Genomic DNA, 19428 nt, shown 5'->3' with positions numbered 1-19428 from the left:
CGGGACGCGCACGAACGTCTATGTGGGACACAATTATTGACTGTTCCAGCCTCGGTCGCGGGCCAGCAGGTCCGCGACGGTTTCTCTACGCACCAGTTCACGAGACTTACCGCCGGAGACCGCGACCAGCGGCGGACGGCCGACCATGCTGTGCCTCGGCACCATCGAGTGCTGATAGGCGCCGGTGCAGGCGACGGCCAGCAGATCTCCGGGGCGGATGTCCGCGGGCAGCTCGACGTCGCGGGCGAGTTCGCGACCGTCGCCGTGCCGGCCGACGACGGTGACGGGTGCGGTCGCGGACGGGCGGTGCCGATTGGCCAGCGCCACCGTGTATTTCGCGTCAGGACGCTCCGCGCCGGCCATGTCACTCGAGCCGCCGTCCACCGCGACGAAGGTCCGCCCTCCGGGTTGGCGTTTCACGGCGATCACTCGGCAAAGCATCATTCCGGCCCGCGCGGCGATGGCGCGGCCCGGCTCGATCACGATTCGGGGGCGAGGGAATTCGCGCTCGGCGCAAGCCGATTCCAGCGCGCCGTCGATGGCGGTGCCCAGCGCACGTACGTTGAGTTCGGGGTCGCCGGAAAGGTACGGGACCGCATGTCCGCCGCCGAGATTGAGCTCGGTGAGCACGACCTGATAGCGGTCGCGGACATCGGCCATCACGCCGATCAGCTGGCGGATCGCCTCACCGTAGACCGACACGTCGGTGAGCTGTGACCCGAGCCGGCAGTGCAACCCCACCAGATCCAGCCACGGCTGGTCGAGGACGCGCCTCAGCGCGCCGGCCGCTTGGCCGCCCGAGAGCGCGAAGCCGAATTTCTGATCGATCGCCCCGACATCGGGGATGACTCCCACCAGGACCCGCTGACGCTGACGCACGCGGCAAGCCAGGAGGGAGACCTCGCTCGGCGTATCGACGACGATCCGTCCGACGCCGGCGGCGACCGCGTCGCACAGTTCGGCCGCGGTGATCACCCCGTCGAGGATGATCTGCGACGGCGGGACGCCGGCGGCCAGCGCGGTGGCCAGCTCGCAGGCCGAGGCGACGTTGACGCCGACCCCTTCGTCCGCAGCCCAGCGGGCCACATCGACGCTCAACAGCGCTTTGCCGGCGTAGATCAGCTCGACGTCGGGCAGCGTCGCGCGATAGCAGCGGATGCGGGCCCGAAAATCCTCCTCGTCCACCACGTACGTGGGGGTCCCGAACTCGCCCGCGAGGTCGTCGGCAGCCACGTCGCCCACGCATAGCCGGCCCACGTCGTCGACGTAGGCGCTCAGCGGCCAGATCGCCCGATCGAGGTGCGAGTTCAGCCCGTGCCTCAGCGACGGAAGCAGCTCGAAGAGCGTCATGCCTCCACGGTGCCGGTCCGGCCGGGCGGGTGCCGCGTTCTTAACGAAGCCTTCACACCAGAGCGGCAAATCTTCACAGATTCGGAACACCGGCTGTGATCGAGGCGTTCACCTCCGCCGCGGACAGGATCGCGGTCGCGTAATTCGGGACGTTCACCTCGAGCGCGGCGCGCATCTCGACCTCCGCATAATCCGCCGCCCCGTCGCGCACCACCCGCCACCTCGTACCCAAGTTCTGCGCCGTAGCGAACCGCAATCTCGGCCCGCCTTCGATCGTTCGGAAGCGGTCATTGTGTGGTGTTCCTGTCGGCGGACTGCGGCGGGCCGGCGTCTTGGTGATCGCCCAGAAGTCCTAGCCCGGCCGGGACGAAGGATTAGGAAGTCATGCGGTCGGGGAACCTGGCTTCAGAGCATTCGTGAAACGGAAGGAAGGCCGTGCCTCCCACGTTCGCCGACGTCATCGAATCGAAGTACCTGCTGCTGACGACGTTCACCAAGGACGGCCAGCCCAAGCCCACGCCGATCTGGGGTGTCCCAGATGGCGACAAACTGCTGGTGATCACCGATGACGGGTCGTGGAAAACCAAGCGGATCAACAACACGCCCCGGGTAACGATCGCCAAGAGCGCCGCATTGGGCAAACCCAAGAGCGAAGAAGTGGAGGGAGTCGCCCGGGTGCTGCCGAAGTCCGAGACGCGGTGCGTCTACAACGCCGTGCTGAGGCGGTACTGGTATCACGCCTGGTGGTTTTACGCCCACTCGATCGTGCGGGGCGGCATCGACAAGGTGCATGTCGGCCTGGAGATCAGACCGGCCGCCTAGCGTCGCTCTTGGGATCGATCAGGATCTTCGCGTGCGTCTCGGGATCACCGAGGGCGTCAAAAGCGGCTTCCACACCGGACAACCCCACCGTCCCGGTGATCAGCGGCGCGACATTGACCTTGCCGTCGGCGAGCATGTGCAGGGTGTCGCGGAACTCGAGCGGCGTATAGGCGAGCACGAACCGCAGGTCGATCTCCTTGTTGATCGCCATCGCTGGACGGATGTGGTCGGCACCCATGCAGACGCCGACAACGACGACTCGGGAGAACAGCGGCGCGCCGGCGATGATGCCGTCGATGATGCCGGGGACGCCGACGCACTCGAAGATGACGGGATGTTTGGGCGTCGAGGCGCCCGCAGCCTCGGCGGCGCGCCAGAGATGCCACCACGGTAGCCGCAGTCGCTGAATCTTTTCGATCGTCCCGACCGCGAGGTCGAACGCCTCGACGATGCCGTGCAGGTGTTTGCGCCCGGCCTGGGTCTCATACGGCGAGTCCTGCGCCGGGTCGACGACGATATCTGCCCCGCAGGCCGTCGCCAGCGCCCGCCGGCCGGGCGAGAAGTCGCTCGCTATCACGGTGCGCACACCGTGCGACTTGAGCATGCAGATCACCGCGAGACCGATTGGCCCGCAACCGATGACGATCGCGACATCACCTTTGCCCACCTCGCCGCGCCGGACGGCGTGCCACCCGACGGCCATTGGCTCGGTCAGCGCGGCGACCTCGGGGGACAACCCATTGGGGACGGCGAACGTCAGCGACTGCTCGACGAGCAACTGTTCGGCGTAGGCGCCGGGCGCCATCGTCGAGAGTCCGATCCCGTGCACCTCCTTGCCGCGCCGCAGCAGCGGCAGGGCGACGACCCGGGTGCCCGGCCGTGGGGCCCTGCGGGCGCCGGGTCCGTAATCGAGTACCTCGCCGCAGAATTCGTGGCCGTACACGACCTGCTGGTCCGACCGCATGAACGCGTCGTACCCGGATTCGGCCATCACGTCGGCGAGCTCGTCGCAGTGGCGGCGGGCGTGCAAGTCGGATCCGCAGATGCCACACCTGAGCACCTCGAGTAACAACTGCCCTTTGGCGGGGGTGGGCGTCGGCGCGTCGGTTACTTCGAGCTTTGCGTTGGTGCACGTCACGCTCTTCATCCGTCGATCCTCCTACACGGTGGTCGATTTATGACCCGCCGGTTGCAGTCCCGCCACCTGCTCCAGCTCTTCGTATGCCCGCTCAGCTCACGGCACGAAGGGCTTCGAACGTGTCGGCCAGAGTCTCCTGCGGATCCCGGTAGGTGATGCCGAATTCACGTTCGCTCGGTGAGTCGTCGGATGCCGGCATCTGCGTGTAGTACTGCATCCCGGCCCACGTGAAGGGCGTGTCGAAGGGTACGAACCGGCTGGCGCGATCCATGACCGCGCCGGCGACGCGCAGGGCGGTATCGGGAATCGGAACCGAGACCATCGCCGACCCGGACACCTCGCCGAGCATCTTCGCCAACTCCGCCGCCGGAACGCGATGGCCGCCCGCCATGAACCGGCGCGGGCCGCGGCCGGGCTCAAGCAGCGCCGCGTGCAGCGCCGCCAAATCGCGGACATCGACGATCAACCAGGCCCCGCTCCGCCCCGGGATCACATGCATCTGCAGGGCGGCTTTGACGCCTTCGCCGGCCTCCCCGAATTGGTCGCCCACCGGCGGACCGATGACCATGCCCGGGTAGGTGATGTTCACGGGCGCGCCGGCATCTTGCAGACCGCGGGCATAGATCTCGACCTGAGCCTTGGAAGTCCCGTAGCCGTCCGCCCCTCCGACGACCGGCAGGTCCGCCGACAGCTCTTGCAGGCCGGCATGAAAGAGCGCGCTGAAACTGGACACATGGACGATGGGGTCCACGCCGAGTTCGACGGCTTGACCCAGGACGTTCTGGGCGCCCTGCATGTTGGTCGTGAGCATCTGGGCCGTCTGGCGCGGGTCGGTGGCCACCAGGGCCGCGCTGTGCACGACCGCTTCGCAGCCGTCCAGGGCCTGGCGCACCGCCATGCGGTCCGTGATGTCGGCGACGGCGTAGTCCGACACGTCGACGCCCAGCCGCGCTACCGAAGTCTCCAGCTTGGCGGGGGTACGCACCAGAAACCGGATGTCGTGACCCGCGTCGGCGATGGCCTTGGCCGTCCAGCCGCCGACGAATCCCGTACCGCCTGTGATCAGAACGCGCATGGTGGAACCTTTGCAGGACCGGGTGACCTACAGATGACTGGAAGCGAAGTTGGCGGCTTGGCTCGTCATGCCGTTCATCCCGTAAGAGGTGTGCGCGGCGAAGCCGTCGCCGCCGAGGCTGCCGCATATCGGATCGCCCTGGGCGCAGAGCTCCAGCGTCTTCGGCTGATACAGCGGGCCGATCGCCAGCGGCGGCGCGTGGTACTTCTGCAGGAAGTCACCCGAGGGCGTGCCGAACAGGGTGACCGCTGCAACGTGGTTGGCGACCTCAGCCGGCATGGGCGGTGGCACGGCAGAGGCGGGCACTCCCGCCGGTACCGCCGCCGACGTGACGTACCCGGCTAGTGCGGCGCCCTGCGAATATCCGCCGAGGACCTCGCGAGTGTTGGGGCAGTTCTTGGCCGTGGCCTCAACGTGCGAGCTGGCGTCACGGATGCCGTCGACGACCGTCTGCGGGAAGTTCGGATTTGAAAAGTCAGTGCTGGCAGGGTAATTCACCCCGTAGACGGCGAGCGAGCGGTTGCCGACCTGCGAGCGCAGCGCGTCCACGAACGACCCACCGATGCCGCCGACGCCGGGCGGCTCGCCCGATCCCCGGGCGAACACCACCTCAACGTCGGGACACGACGGATCCGCAGACGCCGACGGGCTGGGCGCGCTCGCCACCAGGGCGCCGACCGCCAATGCCGCCATTGCGACGAGCACCGACAGCCGGCGCAGCCCGGAAAGGCCGCTCACTTCTTGAACGCGTCTTTCACCTTTTCACCGGCGTCCTTGAGGCTGGACTTCGCTTGGTCGGCCCGGCCCTCGTCCCTGGTGTCGTGGTCCCCGGTCGCTTTGCCGATGGCCTCCTTGGCGCGGCCGCCCAGGTCCTCGATCTTGTTCTTCAGCTTGTCCTCGTTACTCATGCCGGTGTGGCTACCCCGCATTGGCACAGGTTGAAACCCCCGTCCTGCCATGATGGAGGCGTGAGCGCCGCAATCGTGGTGGCAATAGTCGTGGGGTTGATACTCCTCGGCATCGGCATGGTGGTCAATCAGCTGCTTCGGTTGCGCCGGTATTTGCGGGACTCGCCGTCCGCGCCCCCGCCCGGCCCGGAGCCGCCGGAGCCCCCGGCCCCGCCCAGCTGACCGAGTCGCCTTCGCGTTCCCCAGTTAGTAGGCGGATTCGGCCGCCAATATCTCGGCGAGGAAGGCGTCGTCCGCCGGCCGGTCCAATCGCGCCCGCGCCCACCGGCGCACCCGCTCACGGGTGTCGGCCGACTCCGTGGTCTCGGCCCCGACCAGAACGGACGCCGCCGACCAGTCGTGATCCCAGGCCGCCGATTCCGAAAGTGGCCGTTGCCCGGCGTCGGACAGGGTGAGGGTCGCGCGGCCGTCGGCGTCCAGGGCGCCGGTGCCGGAAATGGTTCCCGAGCGCAGTCGCACCCCGATGCCGGTGGGTGCGTCCGGTCCGATGACGGCTACCCGCACGAGGGCGACGACCGCGGCTCCGGCCACTTCGATCGTCCAGTCGACGGTGTTCTCGCCCGCGTCGAAGATTCCGGGCGGAACCCCGCCCCAGCGGACGGAGGCGACGCCGCGGGCGATCTGGGCCGGGGAGCGCGGGCCCGCGTTCGCGCCCGCGGCCAGCGCGTAGTCGTCGCGCCGGCCGGCTGGGAAGGGCAGCACGACAGCCGAATCATCAAGGGCGGCAAACAGTTCGGGCCAACCCGGGCCGTCCACTCCCAATTCCTCGGCCAGTGTGGCGCCCGCCCGCACCAGATCCAGGGCGCGTGGGTCACCGTCGGCGATGTGCGCGCCCAGGGTGGCGGCATGCGGCGCCAGCAAGCCCGCGACGTCGGAATCCAGGGTGTCGTCGGCGAAGAAGCCCTGCGCTCCGGCGGTCAACACCGCAACCTCGAGGTCCAGCAGCGCGCGATCGAGGCCGGCGATGCCGTCCCGTCGACTGGCGGGCCACCAGCGCCGCAGCCAGTGGCCAAGGGCCAACCGGCGTAACGGCCCGACCGACCCGGGCAGGATGTCCACGCCGGCAAGGTCGATGCGGCGGGACTCCTCGGCCGAACCCACCGCCGAAGCGAGTGCGACATGCCCGGATTCGCCGAGGACCCGCCAAAGCCAGTCGGCGTGGCCGAAATCGGTGAACGTGATGTGCGCCGGGGCATCGTTCGGGTCGTCCAGGGTCCACGACAGCACCGCGCCGCTGACCTCGAGCACCGCGGTCAGCGGAGTCGCCTCGCTGGTCGGTCCGGTGCTCCATAGACCGGAATCGGAGACCAATCTCATCCCGCCACCTGCAATTCCAGCATCGCCTTGATCCGCTGCCGGTGATCAAGGCTCACCGATCGCGCGACCCCCTCGAGCAGCGAACGCACGTCATCGACGTCGTCGCAGGGCTCCTGCCACACATCGCGCCCGTGCAACCGCGCCCATAGCCGGTTCAGGTAGGGCTGCGCGTAGGCGGCCAGGTCGTCAACCACCTGCCGCTGGCGCGGATGCAGCGGGCCGCCCTCGGCGAGGTAGCGGCGGGCGTGCAGCACGTAGGCCTCCTTGCGCAGCCGCGCCTGGATCTGCGCCGCCAGGGCGTAGCGGCTGGCGACGGACGGGTCCAGGGGGGACAACTCCATCGCGATCTCGATCCCCGCGACGAGCGTGGTCTGCTTGTCCTCCGATAGCAGCCCCCAGGGCGCGCAGGCCCGGTCGACTTCCTCCTCGCACAGCAGGGGGATGTCGGGCAGTGCGTCGCGGTCCAGCGCACGGCGCAGGGTGGCGCGCACCCGATCCACCACGCTGCGGTCCAGCGGCCGGTCGCTATCGGCACCGCCGGAGACGCGCGGCCGTCGTTGCGGTGCAACCGAACTCAGCCCCAGCTCCACGATCGACCATGGCAGTTGGGCCCCCTCGACGCGGGCCAAGGCGCCCAGGTTGTACGGAGTGGCGTCGGCGATCATCGCCGACCAGACACGCTGGCGGGCCGTCGCGGTGCGGTGGCTGTTGGCCGCTCCCAGCACGGTGGCAAGTTCGGATAGGAACGGGCCGGTGGCGATCTCGCCCGCCCGCACGTCGCGCCAGCTGCGGTCGAGCTGGTCGGCCAGCTTGGCCACCGCGTCGGGATCGGCCACGTACTGATGCAGCACCTCGATCGCGGTGCGGTCGCGGCCTTGGTGGACGTCTTGCAGCACGGCGGTCGCCGTTTCTTGATCCTCCGCTGCCGGTTGGCCTTTCGTCACCGCGAGCTCGAAGCACACCGGGAAGTACAGTTCCTGCGCGTTCCCGGTGCGGATGCGCTGCCGGCGCCGCTCCATTTTGAGCACCTCGAACCATGCTGCGGCCGAGCGCAATTCGGGCGCGCTCCCGACGATCAGCTCGCGCATCGCGGCTGCGGTCTCCGGGGGGACGACGGGTGCCGAATACTGGGGGTTGGACCGCAACCGGAGCACCAACGGGTCGATGATGCGTTTGACGGTGCGGCTCAGCGGCCCGCCATCGTCGCTGCTGAGCACCTCCACACCCGGGCCGATCGCCCGCCACGCCGCCTCGATCACCGACCGGCGGGGATGGCCGACCGCGACGGCCAGCTGTGAATCCGCGCTCATCTGCACAGAATAGGGGCATCGCGCCGAACGCGGCAGCCGAAAACTTGGGTTCGGTAGCCGGCCGGCGGCCGGACGCTGATGCCATGAACATGCTGTCAGTGCTGGCTGACCGATTCCGGGCCGCCCGGCGTCGCGGCGGAGGGGACCGCACCGTCGGGGTCGGCACCGTGCGGTCGGTCGAGCGCCAGGTTTTCATCGAGGTGGTCGCCGTCTCCGGGGAGACGTTCATCGGCAAGTTGGCGCGGTGCGGCGACGATCTCGACGTGTCAATGCTGCGACCCGGTCTCGTGGTCCTGGTCGCATTCGATCCCGCTGCACGGGAGAGCCTTTCGCTGCCCGACGACGTGCTGGCGGTGCACGCCGGGTGGGGGGGCTCGTTGTGAGCGCTACCGGGCGCCGTCGACGGCGAAGCTGACGACCGCGCCCCAATACAGCGGGCTGGCCGTGGTATCACCGTCGCGCCAGCGCCGCATTTGTTCGCGCTGCCATCGGTTCACCGCGCACCCCGCGTCCCCGTCGGCGCCATGGGCGCGATCGACGGCGACTACGACGTCGGCCATCGGATCGGTGGTGGCGGTGGTGAACTGGCGATACGCCGCGGTGGTGGGCAGCGACCACAGGGTGGCCGTCACCACCTGCGCGCCACCCAGGATCATCGCCGCCACCAGCCCGGTAGCCTCGTCGAATTGGTAGTCCCCACCCGACCCGCAGGCGAGCAGGGCCACCCGCGGCGGCATCGGCAGTTGCAGGGCCATCAGATCCGAGGCGGTCAGCGGGCGGTGGTCACCGATGGCCTCGGCGTCGCCGGGAATCTCGGCGGTGTCGGCGAGGTGCAGTGCGGCCCGATCGGCCTGGCCGTCGGCCGAACTGGCGTGTCCCACATACAGCAGCCTGCTCGGGGCAAGGGTCAACAGCTTGGCAAGCCACGTGCGGTCGGCATCCTGACGACGGAACAATTCGACCGCGGCGTCGACGGCCGGCAGCACCGGCCGGCGTTCCAGCACGTCGGTGAAGTATTGCGCCAACGGCGTCGCGGGCGCGGGCCTGCCGAGCACCGACCCCAGCGCCGAGTCGGGGCGCTGCCCCGGGACCCGGGGGTCGAGAACCAGCAGCGGCGGACCGTCTTTCCTGGCGGTCCACCCGGTCGTCATTCGCGGGGAGTGCACGATATTCGGTGGGACCGCGAGCAACACGTCGACCAGCTCCATCAGCCGGTGGCCGTCGGTGTGTTTTCCGATGTCGGCGAGCTGCCAGGGGATTCGGGCGGCCGCCCGGCCGCTGGCGGTGATGGCCTCCTGACGCGCGCGCACTAATTCTTCTTTGCTTGGCCCCGACTTCGGTAGCGCTAGCAGTCCCCACGGCACCCGCGCCAGCCGCGCGCTGGGCGAGACGAACAACACCGCCCGTGGCTGCGCGACGCACTCGGTCAACAGCTGCCAGCCGGGGGTGCCGATCAGCAGCACCCCGAGGATGTAGGCGAGTGTCAGCTCGGTGTCCGGCGCCGCGAAGGGCCCAGTGGTCAGCGCCCGCTCGATGGCCTCGCGCCGGCCCTCGGAGCCGTGCGGCTCGGGCAGGGCGCTCTCCAGCTCTTCCAGCGCGGCCAGCAGCAGGGGCTCTTCGATGACCCAGTTGACGGTTCGCGACGGCTCCCCGACGACCCGCAAGCTGGCGTAGGTGGCGATCCCGACGTCGGCGTACCTCAGGATCAGGGTGCTCCGAGCGGTCTCGCTCATGGCCACGTCGACCAGGCCGCCTCGGCCGCGGTGACGGCGCGGCCGTAGCGCTGGAAGGCCAACTCGCGATAGTGGCTCAGGATCGGCTGCGCGTCGGGCTGCATCCGCAGCGGCGGCAAGGGCCCGAGCCGGGTCAGCGACGCGCCGCCGGGAGCCGGCGAGCCGGCGGCCGCCAGCGCGGGAGCCGGCTCCAGGTTGGGATCGATGGGGACGGCGGGGGTGGCTGTCGAAGCCCATTCGCCGGTGCGCGGCCGCTGGTCGCCGCTGTCGAAAGTCCCTCGCGCGCTGTGGTATTCGACTAGCTCGCTGATCAACTCGGTATTCTCCCACTCCCAGGCGACGGCGAAGGCGCCGGCCAGGACGGGGCCGGAAACGCTGGTGGCCCAGCGGGATCTCGCATCGGCGTCGGCGATCGAATACCGCACCGAATCGACAGCCAGCGCTGCCGGCACCTTGAGCTCGGCGGCCTGCTGGAGGTTGGTCATGCCCCGCCGGTATTTCTCGGTGCCGACCTCGCCGTGGAGGATGCCCAGGCCCTCCGCCTGCCGCGCCGCGGTCTCCTGCAGCGTCTCGTCGGGATCGCCCGAGCTGTCGAAGCCGAGGTCCGCCAATGCGTCCGCGCGCCACACCGTGCCGAGATGATTGTCCAGCAGCGCGTACTGCAGCCAGCTGCTGCGCGGCGACGAGTCGAGCAGTTCGCGGGCCTGGGCGATCAGCTCGACCGCTTCGGCGAAGCGGCTCCAGAAGATCGCTATCCAACTGCGTTGCAACAGGATCCGGTGCAGATACAGCGGCTTTCCCAGTTCACGCCAGTGCTGCTCGGCGTGTCCCCAGCATTCGTCGGCGGCTTCCAGCGCACCCGCCCCCAGCCGAGTGAGTCCCATGTACAGCCAGCAGCGCGCGACGTCGTGCGCCCGGTCGTGTCGGGCGATGACGGGGTACGCCTCGGAGACGAGTTGCTCGGTGCCGGCGTGGTTGTTGGCCGCCCAGCACGCCGCCGCCCTCTCCAATTGTGCTTGTGCCGTGGCGAGTTCCCATCCGTTGGCCCGGGCCCGGGCTTCCGCGCGGCGCAGCCAGGGGTCGGCCTCCGATAGCCGGCCGGTTTCGACGCAGAACCTGCCGTAGCCGGTGCCAGCGACGACCCGGACGTGGTCGGCGTCCGCGTCCCTTCCCCCGTAGCGTTCGATAGCACCAACCACGTTCTGCCACAGGGGAAGCGACCGGACATGCAGGTCGTCGTCGCACAGCGCCGTCGCGCACAGGACCCGGGCATGGATGCGCAGGCGCGCATGTTCGTCGACCAGTTCGGGAAGATCTGCGTCCGACCCATCGTCGTCCAGCATGGCCAGCGCGGCGGCCGCGCCGTCGTGGTCGCCGATCGCCGCGGCCAAGCCGGCCTGCAGAAAATGAGCCCGCCGTGAGTACCGACGGATCATGCGCGTTATGTCGACGTCGGCGGGCATGCCCGCATAGATCGATATGCAGTCGTGAATGCGCCGGATGGATTCGTGCACGCCGTCATTCGCGCCGCGGTCGAGGTAGATCTTGCCGAGCTGGGCGAGGACTTCGAGCATGAGATCGTCCCGGTCTTCCCGCTCGATACTCGGTATCAAGGACAGCAACAGATCACGGGCCCCCGCGTCGTCGGCCGCGTACGCCAGGCGGCGCGCGTTGTCCAACTCGTCGGGGATCGACACGGCTGCATCATAAGTCCGCGGATGTGATCGGGGCAGGGAAAGCGGCGAGCGGCGGACGCGTGAGTGGGCACGTCCGCCGCCCGGTCGCGACCGATCAGCCGCAGGTCACCTTGATGTTGAAGTCCTTGGTGATCATTCCGGCCATCGGATTCTTCAGGTCGGCGCCCTGCGCCTGGCCCGTGATGGTGTAGGTCTTGCCGTCCACCGCCACATCGGCCGAGCCGACCTTCGCACCCATGCTGTTGCTGACCGACAGCGCGTTGCCGTCGACAACCATCGCCAGCGACTCGACCTTCGGAGTGGACTCGTCGGTCATCACGACGGCGAGTGCCTGTTGTCCGCCACTGGAACCACTGCCGATGTTGATCTTGCCGCCGGTCTTGACGCAGGTCACCGAAGCCGGGTCCAGACCCGCCAAGTCGGTGCCGCCCACCTTGACCTGTGCCCCGCCGCCGTGGGCGACGCTGGGCGCCGTGCTCGATGCCGGGCTGGCCGTGTGCCCGCCGCTGGAACACCCCACGAGCACCGATGCGGCGCCCAGTGTCCCAATCGCAGCCGCGAGAAGTCGTTTCACTTTGCGATTTCCTTCCTCCATGCGTCGCCCCGATGGCGTCGTCATGGCGCAAGTACAGCCCCCGGAATTCGCTACCGATCCCAAATTTCGCGACGTCGAGCCGGTAGGCTGCGTCGAGGTCGGCGCGGATGAAGGGAGGCACGCGATGTTGAGCGTGAAGTGGCTGGAAGAGCCTGAGGCCCATGACTTTCCGGCGGCGGCGAATTACCTCACCATGCTCGCCGACCCGGCGACCGTGAAAAAGGTGATCAAGAAGTTGAAGGCCGGCGCGGTCACGCACCGGAAGGCCAAGGACATCCTGCGTGCGGCCCGGCTGGGCTTACTGCCGGTCGATAATCCGCACGTCGCCGCGGACCTGACCAAAATCGAGAAAGGGCAACCGCTGTCGCCCATCTTGGTGGTGCGCGGCGACTTCCCGACCGGAACCCCGTTACAGATCGCCGATGGCTATCACCGCGTGTGCGCGAGCTATCACACCGACGAGAACACCGACATTCCGGTCGTCATCGCGGCCGTGAGCCGCTGACCGAGGATGTGACCATGATCGACCTCAAGACCGTCGAATCCGTGCAGGTGTTGACCCTGTCGTCCGGCCCCGTCAACGCCCAGGACGTCGAGCTGCTCGAAGAACTGACCTCGGCGGTTCGCGATCTGGGGCGTTCGGACGCCGGCGCGCTCGTTGTCACCGGAGCCGGCCGCGCGTTCAGCGCCGGGGTCGACCTCAACCGCGTGGTCGACGGGGGCGCCGCCTACACCGACCGCCTGGTCCCGGCGCTGTCCGCGGCGTTCGAGGCGATGTTCTGCTATCCCGGACCGACCGTCGCGGCGATCAACGGCGCCGCCATCGCCGGCGGGTGCGTGCTGGCGTGTGCCTGTGACCGGCGCTTGATCGCGCCTGAGGCGCCCATTGGGGCGGCCGAGGTGCGAGTCGGGGTGCCGTTCCCGGTCGCGGCGCTGGAGGTGATGCGCTACGCGTGCGGTGACCACGCCGAGGAAGTGCTGCTGGTCGGCCGCAATTATCGGGGGTCCGAGGCCGTCGCTCTTGGACTCGCCCATCGCGTGGTTGCCGACAATCTCCTCGGGGAGGCCGTGGCGGAGGCCTCGGATCTTGGCGGCATCCCCGCCGCCTATCGCCAGACCAAGACGCAGCTGCGGGCCCTGACGATGGCGAGGATCCGCGAGGGAGGTGCTATCGACGACGAGGTCCGTCAGATGTGGGGCGCGGACGAGACCCAGCAACGCATCGCCGCCTACGTCGAGCGCCTGCGGCGCCGCGACTGAATCAGGGCCGGCTATTCCTCGCTATTCCTCGTCGAGGGCGATCCCGCCCCTGGTGCGCCGGCGCCGAATCCGCTGCGGCCCCTTCCCCGTCGGACGACGGTTGCGCAACCTGGCCTGGCCTTCCTCGGTCTCCTCGGTGGGCGCTTCGGCGGGTTCTTCCGTCGCAGCCATGGGTTCCGCCGCGGCTGCGGGCTCGGAGGTCTCGGTCGTGACGGACTCGGCCTCCTCCGGCTCGCCGGCCTCTTCGGTCTCGGCTTCGGGGGTCTTCGCCGTGGCGGTGTCGGCCTCCTCCGGCTCGCCGGCCTCTTCGGTTTCGGCCTCGTCCTCGGCGGCTTCGTCGGTCTCGTCGGTTTCGGTCTCGTCGGCCTCCTTGCGGCGCAGCCGGCGCTTCTTGGGTTCCTTCACCTTGATCGGTTTCGGCGGTGGCGGCGCCAACTCGGCGACAAACGACAGGTAGAACGCGAAGAACCCGAGCAGGGCGATCGCGGCGGCCGCCCCATAAATGGCGAACAGATATTGGCCGGCGGCGTCCAGACTCAGCCAGATCTCGCTGATCGCCGTTCCGATGATGAGCACACCCGCCAGCACATGGCAGACGATCGAGGCGACCCGCAGCGTCAGGGCCAGCCGCGGCGTCCCCAGCTCCGGCCTGCGCACCCGCAACAGGTTGAACACCACCGGCAGTGCGGCCAAGGCGAACAGCGCACCCGTCGTGATACGCAGCGCCGTCCCCAGCGAATGGGTGGTGTCACCCATCAGCTCCGGCCAACGGGGCAACACGAAAAAGAAGTACAGGGCGCCGGCGACGAGGGAGAACAGCAGGTGCCACGGCACGGCAATCTTGCGCCCCATGCCCCTCCTCGTGTGTTGAGCTCACCCCAGCCTAAAGGCGGCCAACCCGAATCCATACCCATTCGTGCCCGTCCGCATGGCGGACCAATTGCGGAGGATGCGGGATTTGAACCCGCGAGGGCTGTTAACCCAACCCGCGTTCCAGGCGAGCGCCATAGGCCACTAGGCGAATCCTCCGTGGCCATGGTAACCGAGGCCGCCATAGCGGCCGCCACTCGCTCCGCGCCAGGTATTACACTCGCCGTGGACCCCGCGCGGCGTCTATCCTGTGAACTCCCCCAGGGCCGGAAGGCAGCAAGGGTCAATGGGCTCTGTCGGGTGCGCGGGGTCCCCTAATTCGAAGGGTGGCGACCCGTCCCCGCAAGCGGGCGGTGCGCCCAGCACCCGGCGACGGCGCGCTTGCGATCGCCACTAGGTTTGAAGGGTGGCGACCCGCCGCGCCCGGCTACGCCGCGCTTGCGATCGCCACTGTCCAGCCGTCGACCGCGAAAGGGTAAACCGTGTCGCTGGATTCCCTCACCCCGGAAGAGCTTGCCGCCGCACACGCGCGCAACCAGGAGGATTACGCGGATCTGCAGGCCAAGAAGTTGGCCCTCGACCTGACCCGCGGCAAACCGGCGCCCGAGCAGCTCGACCTGTCCAACCAGCTGCTGAGCCTGCCCGGCGACGACTACCGCGACAGTGAGGGCACCGACACCCGCAACTACGGCGGGCTGCACGGCTTGCCCGAGCTGCGCGCCATCTTCGGGGAATTGCTCGGCATCCCGGTGCAAAACCTCATCGCCGGCAACAACTCCAGCCTGGAGTTGATGCATGACCTGGTCGCCTTCTCGATGCTGTACGGCGGAGTCGATTCGCAGCGCCCGTGGAAGGACGAAGCGAGCGTCAAGTTCTTGTGCCCCGTTCCCGGCTATGACCGGCACTTCGCCATCACCGAGACGATGGGCATCGAGATGATCCCCGTCCCGATGCTGGCCGACGGTCCCGACGTCGACCTGATCGAGGAACTGGTCGCGGCCGACCCCGCCATCAAAGGCATGTGGACGGTGCCGGTGTTCGGCAACCCCACCGGGATCACCTACTCGTGGGAAACGGTGCGACGGCTGGTCCAGATGCGGACGGCGGCCCCCGACTTCCGGCTGTTCTGGGACAACGCCTACGCCGTGCACACGCTGACGCACGACTTCCCTCACCAGATCGACGTGCTGGGTCTGGCCGCCGCGGCCGGCAACCCGAACCGCCCCTACGTCTTCGCCTCCACCTCCAAGATCACCTTCGCCGGGGCCGGCGTGAGCTTCCTGGGCGGATCACTGGGCAACATCGCGTGGTACCTGCAATACGCGGGGAAGAAGTCGATCGGCCCGGACAAGGTCAACCAGCTGCGGCACCTGCGCTTCTTCCGCGACGCGGACGGGGTGCGCCTGCACATGCTGCGGCACCAGCAGATACTGGCGCCCAAATTCGAGCTGGCGCTGGACATCCTGGACAAGAGGCTGGGCGACTCCAAGATCGCCACGTGGACCGAACCCCAGGGCGGCTACTTCATCAGCCTCGACGTGTTACCCGGGACGGCGCGCCGCACCGTGGCGCTGGCGAAGGACGCGGGCATCGCGGTGACCGAGGCGGGCGCGTCGTTCCCGTACCGCAAAGATCCCGACGACAAGAACATCCGGATAGCGCCCACCTTCCCGTCGCTGCCGGACCTGCGCGACGCGGTCGACGGGCTGGCCACCTGCGCGCTGCTGGCGGCCTCGGAATCACTGCTCGTATCCGCCGCATCGAGCGTGAGCTGAGGGCGACGACACGCCGCGCGGGTCCGCCGTAGGTTCACGCTCGAAGCCGCTGCCGCACACTCGATGCCCGGCGGGCTGTCGTCGGCCGGCGCCGGTAGCCTGCTGACCGTGGCCCTCTACCGCAAGTACCGACCGGCAAGCTTCGCCGAGGTGGTGGGGCAGGAGCATGTCACCGAACCGCTGTCGATCGCCCTGGAGGCCGGTCGCATCAACCACGCCTACCTGTTTTCCGGCCCCCGGGGCTGCGGGAAGACGTCGTCGGCGCGCATCCTGGCCCGGTCGCTGAACTGCGCGCAGGGCCCGACGGCCACCCCGTGCGGGGTCTGCGAATCCTGTACGGCGCTCGCCCCCAACGCTCCCGGCAGCATCGACGTGGTGGAACTGGACGCCGCCAGCCACGGCGGCGTGGACGACACCCGCGAGCTGCGGGACCGCGCGTTCTACGCGCCGGCGCAGTCGCGCTATCGGGTGTTCATCATCGACGAGGCGCACATGGTGACCACCGCGGGTTTCAATGCCCTCCTCAAGATCGTGGAGGAGCCGCCCGAGCACCTCATCTTCATCTTCGCCACCACCGAACCGGAGAAGGTGCTGCCGACGATCCGGTCGCGCACCCACCACTACCCCTTCCGGCTGCTGCCGCCGAAGACCATGCGGGCGTTGATCGCGCGGATCTGCGAGCAGGAGGCCGTCGTCGTCGACGACGCGGTGTACCCGCTGGTGATCCGCGCCGGCGGCGGCTCGCCGCGCGACACGCTGTCGGTGCTGGACCAGCTTGTCGCGGGGGCCGAGGACAACCACCTGACCTACCAACGGGCGCTCGGACTGCTGGGGGCCACCGATGTCGCGCTGATCGACGACGCGGTGGACGCCCTGGCCGCGTCGGACGCCGCGGCGCTGTTCGGTGCGGTGGAATCGGTGATCGATGCGGGCCACGACCCGCGGCGCTTCGCCACCGACCTGCTGGAGCGGTTCCGCGATCTCCTCGTGTTGCAAGCCGTCCCGGACGCCGTCAGTCGCGGCGTGGTGGACGCCCCCGAGGACGTGCTCGACCGGATGCGAGACCAGGCGACCCGCCTCGGGGCGGCCACGCTGACCCGCTACGCCGAGGTCGTGCAAGCGGGGCTGGGTGAGATGCGAGGCGCGACCGCCCCGCGCCTGCTGCTCGAGGTCGTCTGCGCGCGGCTGCTGCTGCCGTCGGCCAGCGACACCGAGTCGGCGCTGCTGCAGCGCGTCGAGCGGATCGAGACGCGGCTGGACATGTCCATTCCCGCCTCCGAGGCGGCCGCCGCACACCCGCCAGCGCCGGTCGTCGCCACGCCCGTGCGGCCCCGCAGGGAGGCCGCCCCGCGCCGAGAGGCCGCCCCGCCCAGGTCCGCTCCGCCCGTACCCATGCCGGAGGCCGTCCCCGAACCCGTCCCGGTGCCCGCGGTTCCCGAGCCGGTCCCCGAACCGGTGGGCGAGCCGGGCGAGCTCAACGCCGCGGCGGTGCGAACCATGTGGCCGACGGTGCGCGACAAGGTGCGCCAGCGTAGTCGCACCACCGAGGTGATGCTGGCGGGCGCGACCGTCCGCGCAATCGAGGAAAACACGCTGGTGCTGACCCATTCCTCGGCGCCGCTGGCCAAGCGGCTGTGCGAACAGCGCAACGCCGACGTCATCGCCGAAGCGCTGAAGGACGCGCTGGGGGTGAGCTGGCGGGTGCGTTGCGAGGTCGGAGACTCGGCGCCGGCGCCAAACCCGTTGCCCCCCAAGGTCCAAGAGCGTGCCCCGGTGGTCGAGCCGCCCGAGCGCGACGACGACGAGGAGCACATGCTCGCCGAGGCGGGCCGCAGCGACTCGTCCGCGCCGCGGCGCGATCCCGAAGAGGCCGCGCTGGAGTTGCTGCAGAACGAGCTGGGGGCGCGCCGGATCGACGGCGGTTAGTCGGGCTTTGCGACCAGCGCCCGAAGCTCGCGGAAGGCGCGTTCAACGTGGCGTTCGAGGCCACCGCCCGGATCCGCCCGCCAGGTGCGCATCGCGTGGGCGAGGGTTCCCCACCCGGTGCGGGCGGCAAGGTCCGCTGCGCTCCCGTCGATGCCGCGGGCGCGCAGCGCCTCCGCCAGCCTGTCGACGAGGCGGGCTTCCTTGGCGGCGGCCCGCTCCCACAGCGTCGGGGTGGCCGCGACGATCCGCCACAGCGGCTCGGCGGTGGCCCGGTTGCCTTCAAGCATCGGAACGAGCGTGCGGAATGCGCGACGCAGCGTCGGCAGCGGCGGCTCGGACTCGGGAATCTCGGCCAGGGCCGCGGTGAGAAGTTCGGTGAGTTGGTTCTCGCCGTCGAAGAGCACCTCGCGCTTGTCGGGGAAGTGCCTGAAGTAGGTCCTTTCCGTGACACCGGCCCGTTCGGCGATCTCGGCGGTGGTGACGGCGTCGAACCCATGCTCTCCGAAGAGCTCGATAGCGGCCTGCTGGAGCCGGGCCCGCGCTTCGTGTCCGCTCCTCGGCATGGCACCAATCTAGCAGCGACATGACAGGCACTGTCGCAACGTGGTAGTGTCAGTCACTGTCATTTCAGGGGAGTGATCGAAAGGGATTGCCGGTGCGGCGAATCCAATATCAGCGGTATGGCGGGCCGGAGGAAATGCGCCTGATGGAGGTCGACACCCCGGTGCCCGAGCGCGGCGAGGTTCGGGTTCGGGTGGTCGCCGCCTCGGCCAATCCCGCGGACTGGGGCGTGCGCGCGGGCAGGCTCCGGTTGATTTCCGGGCATCGGTTTCCCCGGGTCATGGGCCATGACTTCGCCGGCGTCATCGACGCGCTCGGGCCTGGAGCAACCCGCCATAGGGTCGGCGACGAGGTGTTCGGCATCCAGGGCATCCGGGCCGGCGGTGCGTTCGCCGAATACCTCGTCACCGCGGAGAAGAACGCCTACCTCAAGCCGGCGGCGGTCTCGTTCCACCAGGCCGCCGCGCTGCCCATGGCCGGCGTGACGGCCTGGTCGGCCGTCGTCGACAAGGCAAAAGTGAAAGCGGGACAGTCGGTTTTCGTTACCGGATGTCTAGGCGGGGTGGGGCGTTCTGCCACCCAGCTCGCCCTGATGCGCGGGGCCGAGGTCACCGGCAACTGCAGCGCGGGCGCCCGGGGGGAGGCGCTTGCCCTCGGCGTCCGCGAGGCCGTCGACTACCGCGCTTTCCACCCCGACTCCTACCGCGGCCGCTTCGACGCCGTGGTGGACACCGCCGGTGCGCTGTCGGTGGGCCAGTGCGACTCGATGCTCAGGCCCGGGGGTGTCGCCGTGCACGTCGTGTTCTCGCCCCGCAAGATCGCCGCGTCGGTGGTCTCGCCGCGGCACAAGATCGCCGCCGGCCGACCGACTCCGGACCACATGGCGGGCATCGCCGAGGCGGCTCAGCGGGGCAAGCTGGCGCCGAAAGTAGCTCGCACGGTCCGGCTTTCGGACGCGATCGCGGCGCTCACCGAACTGGAGACAAGAGGTACACCCAAGGGCAAGCTGGTGATCGAGTGCGCGTCCTGAC

At 69.2% G+C, this 19428-nt stretch carries 21 protein-coding genes, 1 tRNA gene and 1 other RNA gene; 9 read left to right on the top strand and 14 right to left on the bottom strand.

All coding sequences use genetic code 11. The features are described from left to right. Positions 1–33: 33 nt before the first annotated feature. Positions 34–1350, bottom strand: coding sequence for a diaminopimelate decarboxylase (locus tag A5695_RS17235; RefSeq protein ID WP_068084524.1), 1317 nt, complete (start codon positions 1348–1350; stop codon positions 34–36). 73 nt (positions 1351–1423) lie between these two features. Further along, positions 1424–1561 (bottom strand): hypothetical protein, encoded by a 138-nt coding sequence (locus A5695_RS28675; protein WP_156749712.1) that lies wholly within the window; start codon positions 1559–1561, stop codon positions 1424–1426. A gap of 224 nt (positions 1562–1785) precedes the next feature. On the opposite strand from A5695_RS28675, the gene A5695_RS17230 reads away from it, so the two are divergent. Next, entirely contained in the window at positions 1786–2172 is a 387-nt protein-coding gene (locus A5695_RS17230; protein WP_068084521.1) for a PPOX class F420-dependent oxidoreductase, read from the top strand. Here A5695_RS17230 and A5695_RS17225 read toward each other — a convergent pair. The 4 genes from A5695_RS17225 to A5695_RS17210 all read right to left on the bottom strand — a co-directional run bounded on the left by A5695_RS17225 (position 2156) and on the right by A5695_RS17210 (position 5293). After that, positions 2156–3319, bottom strand: coding sequence for a zinc-binding dehydrogenase (locus A5695_RS17225; RefSeq protein WP_068084517.1), 1164 nt, complete (start codon positions 3317–3319; stop codon positions 2156–2158). The two genes, A5695_RS17230 and A5695_RS17225, sit on opposite strands and share 17 nt — an antisense overlap. Before the next feature lie 82 nt (positions 3320–3401). Next, positions 3402–4385 (bottom strand): NAD-dependent epimerase/dehydratase family protein, encoded by a 984-nt coding sequence (locus A5695_RS17220; RefSeq protein ID WP_068084514.1) that lies wholly within the window; start codon positions 4383–4385, stop codon positions 3402–3404. A gap of 27 nt (positions 4386–4412) precedes the next feature. Beyond that, on the bottom strand, positions 4413–5078 hold the full coding sequence (locus A5695_RS17215; protein ID WP_068084857.1) for a cutinase family protein: 666 nt from the start codon (positions 5076–5078) through the stop codon (positions 4413–4415). Between the two features lie 41 nt (positions 5079–5119). Continuing rightward, a complete protein-coding gene (locus A5695_RS17210) occupies positions 5120–5293 on the bottom strand; it encodes a CsbD family protein (protein ID WP_046182002.1) in 174 nt (57 codons plus the stop codon). A 60-nt stretch (positions 5294–5353) separates the two neighbouring features. Here A5695_RS17210 and A5695_RS29150 point away from each other — a divergent pair, with 60 nt between their 5' ends. Next, positions 5354–5515, top strand: a complete 162-nt coding sequence (locus A5695_RS29150; protein WP_197515530.1) for a hypothetical protein — start codon at positions 5354–5356, stop codon at positions 5513–5515. Between the two features lie 24 nt (positions 5516–5539). On the opposite strand, the gene A5695_RS17205 is transcribed toward A5695_RS29150, so the two are convergent. Both A5695_RS17205 and A5695_RS17200 read right to left on the bottom strand, forming a co-directional pair. Further along, positions 5540–6670 carry a hypothetical protein gene (locus A5695_RS17205; protein WP_068084511.1) on the bottom strand — a complete coding sequence of 377 codons (1131 nt, stop codon included), beginning with the start codon at positions 6668–6670 and terminating at the stop codon, positions 5540–5542. Continuing rightward, on the bottom strand, positions 6667–7980 hold the full coding sequence (locus tag A5695_RS17200; RefSeq protein WP_068084508.1) for a hypothetical protein: 1314 nt from the start codon (positions 7978–7980) through the stop codon (positions 6667–6669). Before A5695_RS17200 ends, A5695_RS17205 begins: the two co-directional genes overlap by 4 nt. A 44-nt stretch (positions 7981–8024) precedes the next feature. Between A5695_RS17200 and A5695_RS17195 the strand changes: the two genes are divergently transcribed. After that, positions 8025–8363 (top strand): hypothetical protein, encoded by a 339-nt coding sequence (locus A5695_RS17195; RefSeq protein ID WP_068084504.1) that lies wholly within the window; start codon positions 8025–8027, stop codon positions 8361–8363. A gap of 3 nt (positions 8364–8366) precedes the next feature. Here A5695_RS17195 and A5695_RS17190 read toward each other — a convergent pair whose 3' ends face one another. The 3 genes from A5695_RS17190 to A5695_RS17180 form a co-directional block, all read right to left on the bottom strand. Next, positions 8367–9713: a CHAT domain-containing protein gene (locus tag A5695_RS17190; RefSeq protein WP_068084854.1), complete on the bottom strand. Its 1347-nt coding sequence runs from the start codon at positions 9711–9713 to the stop codon at positions 8367–8369. Next, positions 9710–11410 (bottom strand): hypothetical protein, encoded by a 1701-nt coding sequence (locus A5695_RS17185; RefSeq protein WP_068084501.1) that lies wholly within the window; start codon positions 11408–11410, stop codon positions 9710–9712. Before A5695_RS17185 ends, A5695_RS17190 begins: the two co-directional genes overlap by 4 nt. Before the next feature lie 94 nt (positions 11411–11504). Next, positions 11505–11984, bottom strand: a complete 480-nt coding sequence (locus A5695_RS17180; protein WP_068084851.1) for a lipoprotein LpqH — start codon at positions 11982–11984, stop codon at positions 11505–11507. A 145-nt stretch (positions 11985–12129) separates the two neighbouring features. On the opposite strand from A5695_RS17180, the gene A5695_RS17175 reads away from it, so the two are divergent. Continuing rightward, complete coding sequence (locus A5695_RS17175) at positions 12130–12510, top strand: hypothetical protein (RefSeq protein WP_068084846.1); 381 nt, start codon at positions 12130–12132, stop codon at positions 12508–12510. Between the two features lie 14 nt (positions 12511–12524). After that, on the top strand, positions 12525–13265 hold the full coding sequence (locus tag A5695_RS17170; protein ID WP_068084848.1) for an enoyl-CoA hydratase/isomerase family protein: 741 nt from the start codon (positions 12525–12527) through the stop codon (positions 13263–13265). Positions 13266–13286: 21 nt separating this feature from the next. Here A5695_RS17170 and A5695_RS17165 read toward each other — a convergent pair whose 3' ends face one another. Continuing rightward, complete coding sequence (locus A5695_RS17165) at positions 13287–14117, bottom strand: hypothetical protein (protein ID WP_068084498.1); 831 nt, start codon at positions 14115–14117, stop codon at positions 13287–13289. A gap of 91 nt (positions 14118–14208) precedes the next feature. Next, positions 14209–14294 (bottom strand) — tRNA-Ser (locus A5695_RS17160). Positions 14295–14359: 65 nt separating this feature from the next. Here A5695_RS17160 and ffs point away from each other — a divergent pair. The 3 genes from ffs to A5695_RS17145 all read left to right on the top strand — a co-directional run bounded on the left by ffs (position 14360) and on the right by A5695_RS17145 (position 17836). Then, an RNA gene (ffs, locus tag A5695_RS17155) (signal recognition particle sRNA small type) lies at positions 14360–14454 on the top strand. A 163-nt stretch (positions 14455–14617) separates the two neighbouring features. Next, positions 14618–15910 carry an aminotransferase class I/II-fold pyridoxal phosphate-dependent enzyme gene (locus A5695_RS17150; RefSeq protein WP_068084494.1) on the top strand — a complete coding sequence of 431 codons (1293 nt, stop codon included), beginning with the start codon at positions 14618–14620 and terminating at the stop codon, positions 15908–15910. Between the two features lie 108 nt (positions 15911–16018). Continuing rightward, positions 16019–17836 (top strand): DNA polymerase III subunits gamma/tau, encoded by a 1818-nt coding sequence (locus A5695_RS17145; protein ID WP_068084844.1) that lies wholly within the window; start codon positions 16019–16021, stop codon positions 17834–17836. On the opposite strand, the gene A5695_RS17140 is transcribed toward A5695_RS17145, so the two are convergent. Further along, positions 17833–18399: a TetR/AcrR family transcriptional regulator gene (locus A5695_RS17140; RefSeq protein WP_068084490.1), complete on the bottom strand. Its 567-nt coding sequence runs from the start codon at positions 18397–18399 to the stop codon at positions 17833–17835. The genes A5695_RS17145 and A5695_RS17140 overlap by 4 nt on opposite strands. A gap of 92 nt (positions 18400–18491) precedes the next feature. On the opposite strand from A5695_RS17140, the gene A5695_RS17135 reads away from it, so the two are divergent. Continuing rightward, the gene (locus A5695_RS17135; protein ID WP_082946149.1) at positions 18492–19427 is read left to right on the top strand and encodes an NADP-dependent oxidoreductase; all 936 of its coding nucleotides are present in this window, start codon (positions 18492–18494) and stop codon (positions 19425–19427) included. The last annotated feature ends 1 nt before the right edge of the window (position 19428 follow it).

The organism is Mycobacterium sp. E1747 (assembly GCF_001667775.1).
Classification (GTDB): Bacteria; Actinomycetota; Actinomycetes; order Mycobacteriales; family Mycobacteriaceae; genus Mycobacterium.
Note: the sequence above shows the minus strand (reverse complement) of the source record. Positions and strands in the feature narration are given on the sequence as shown.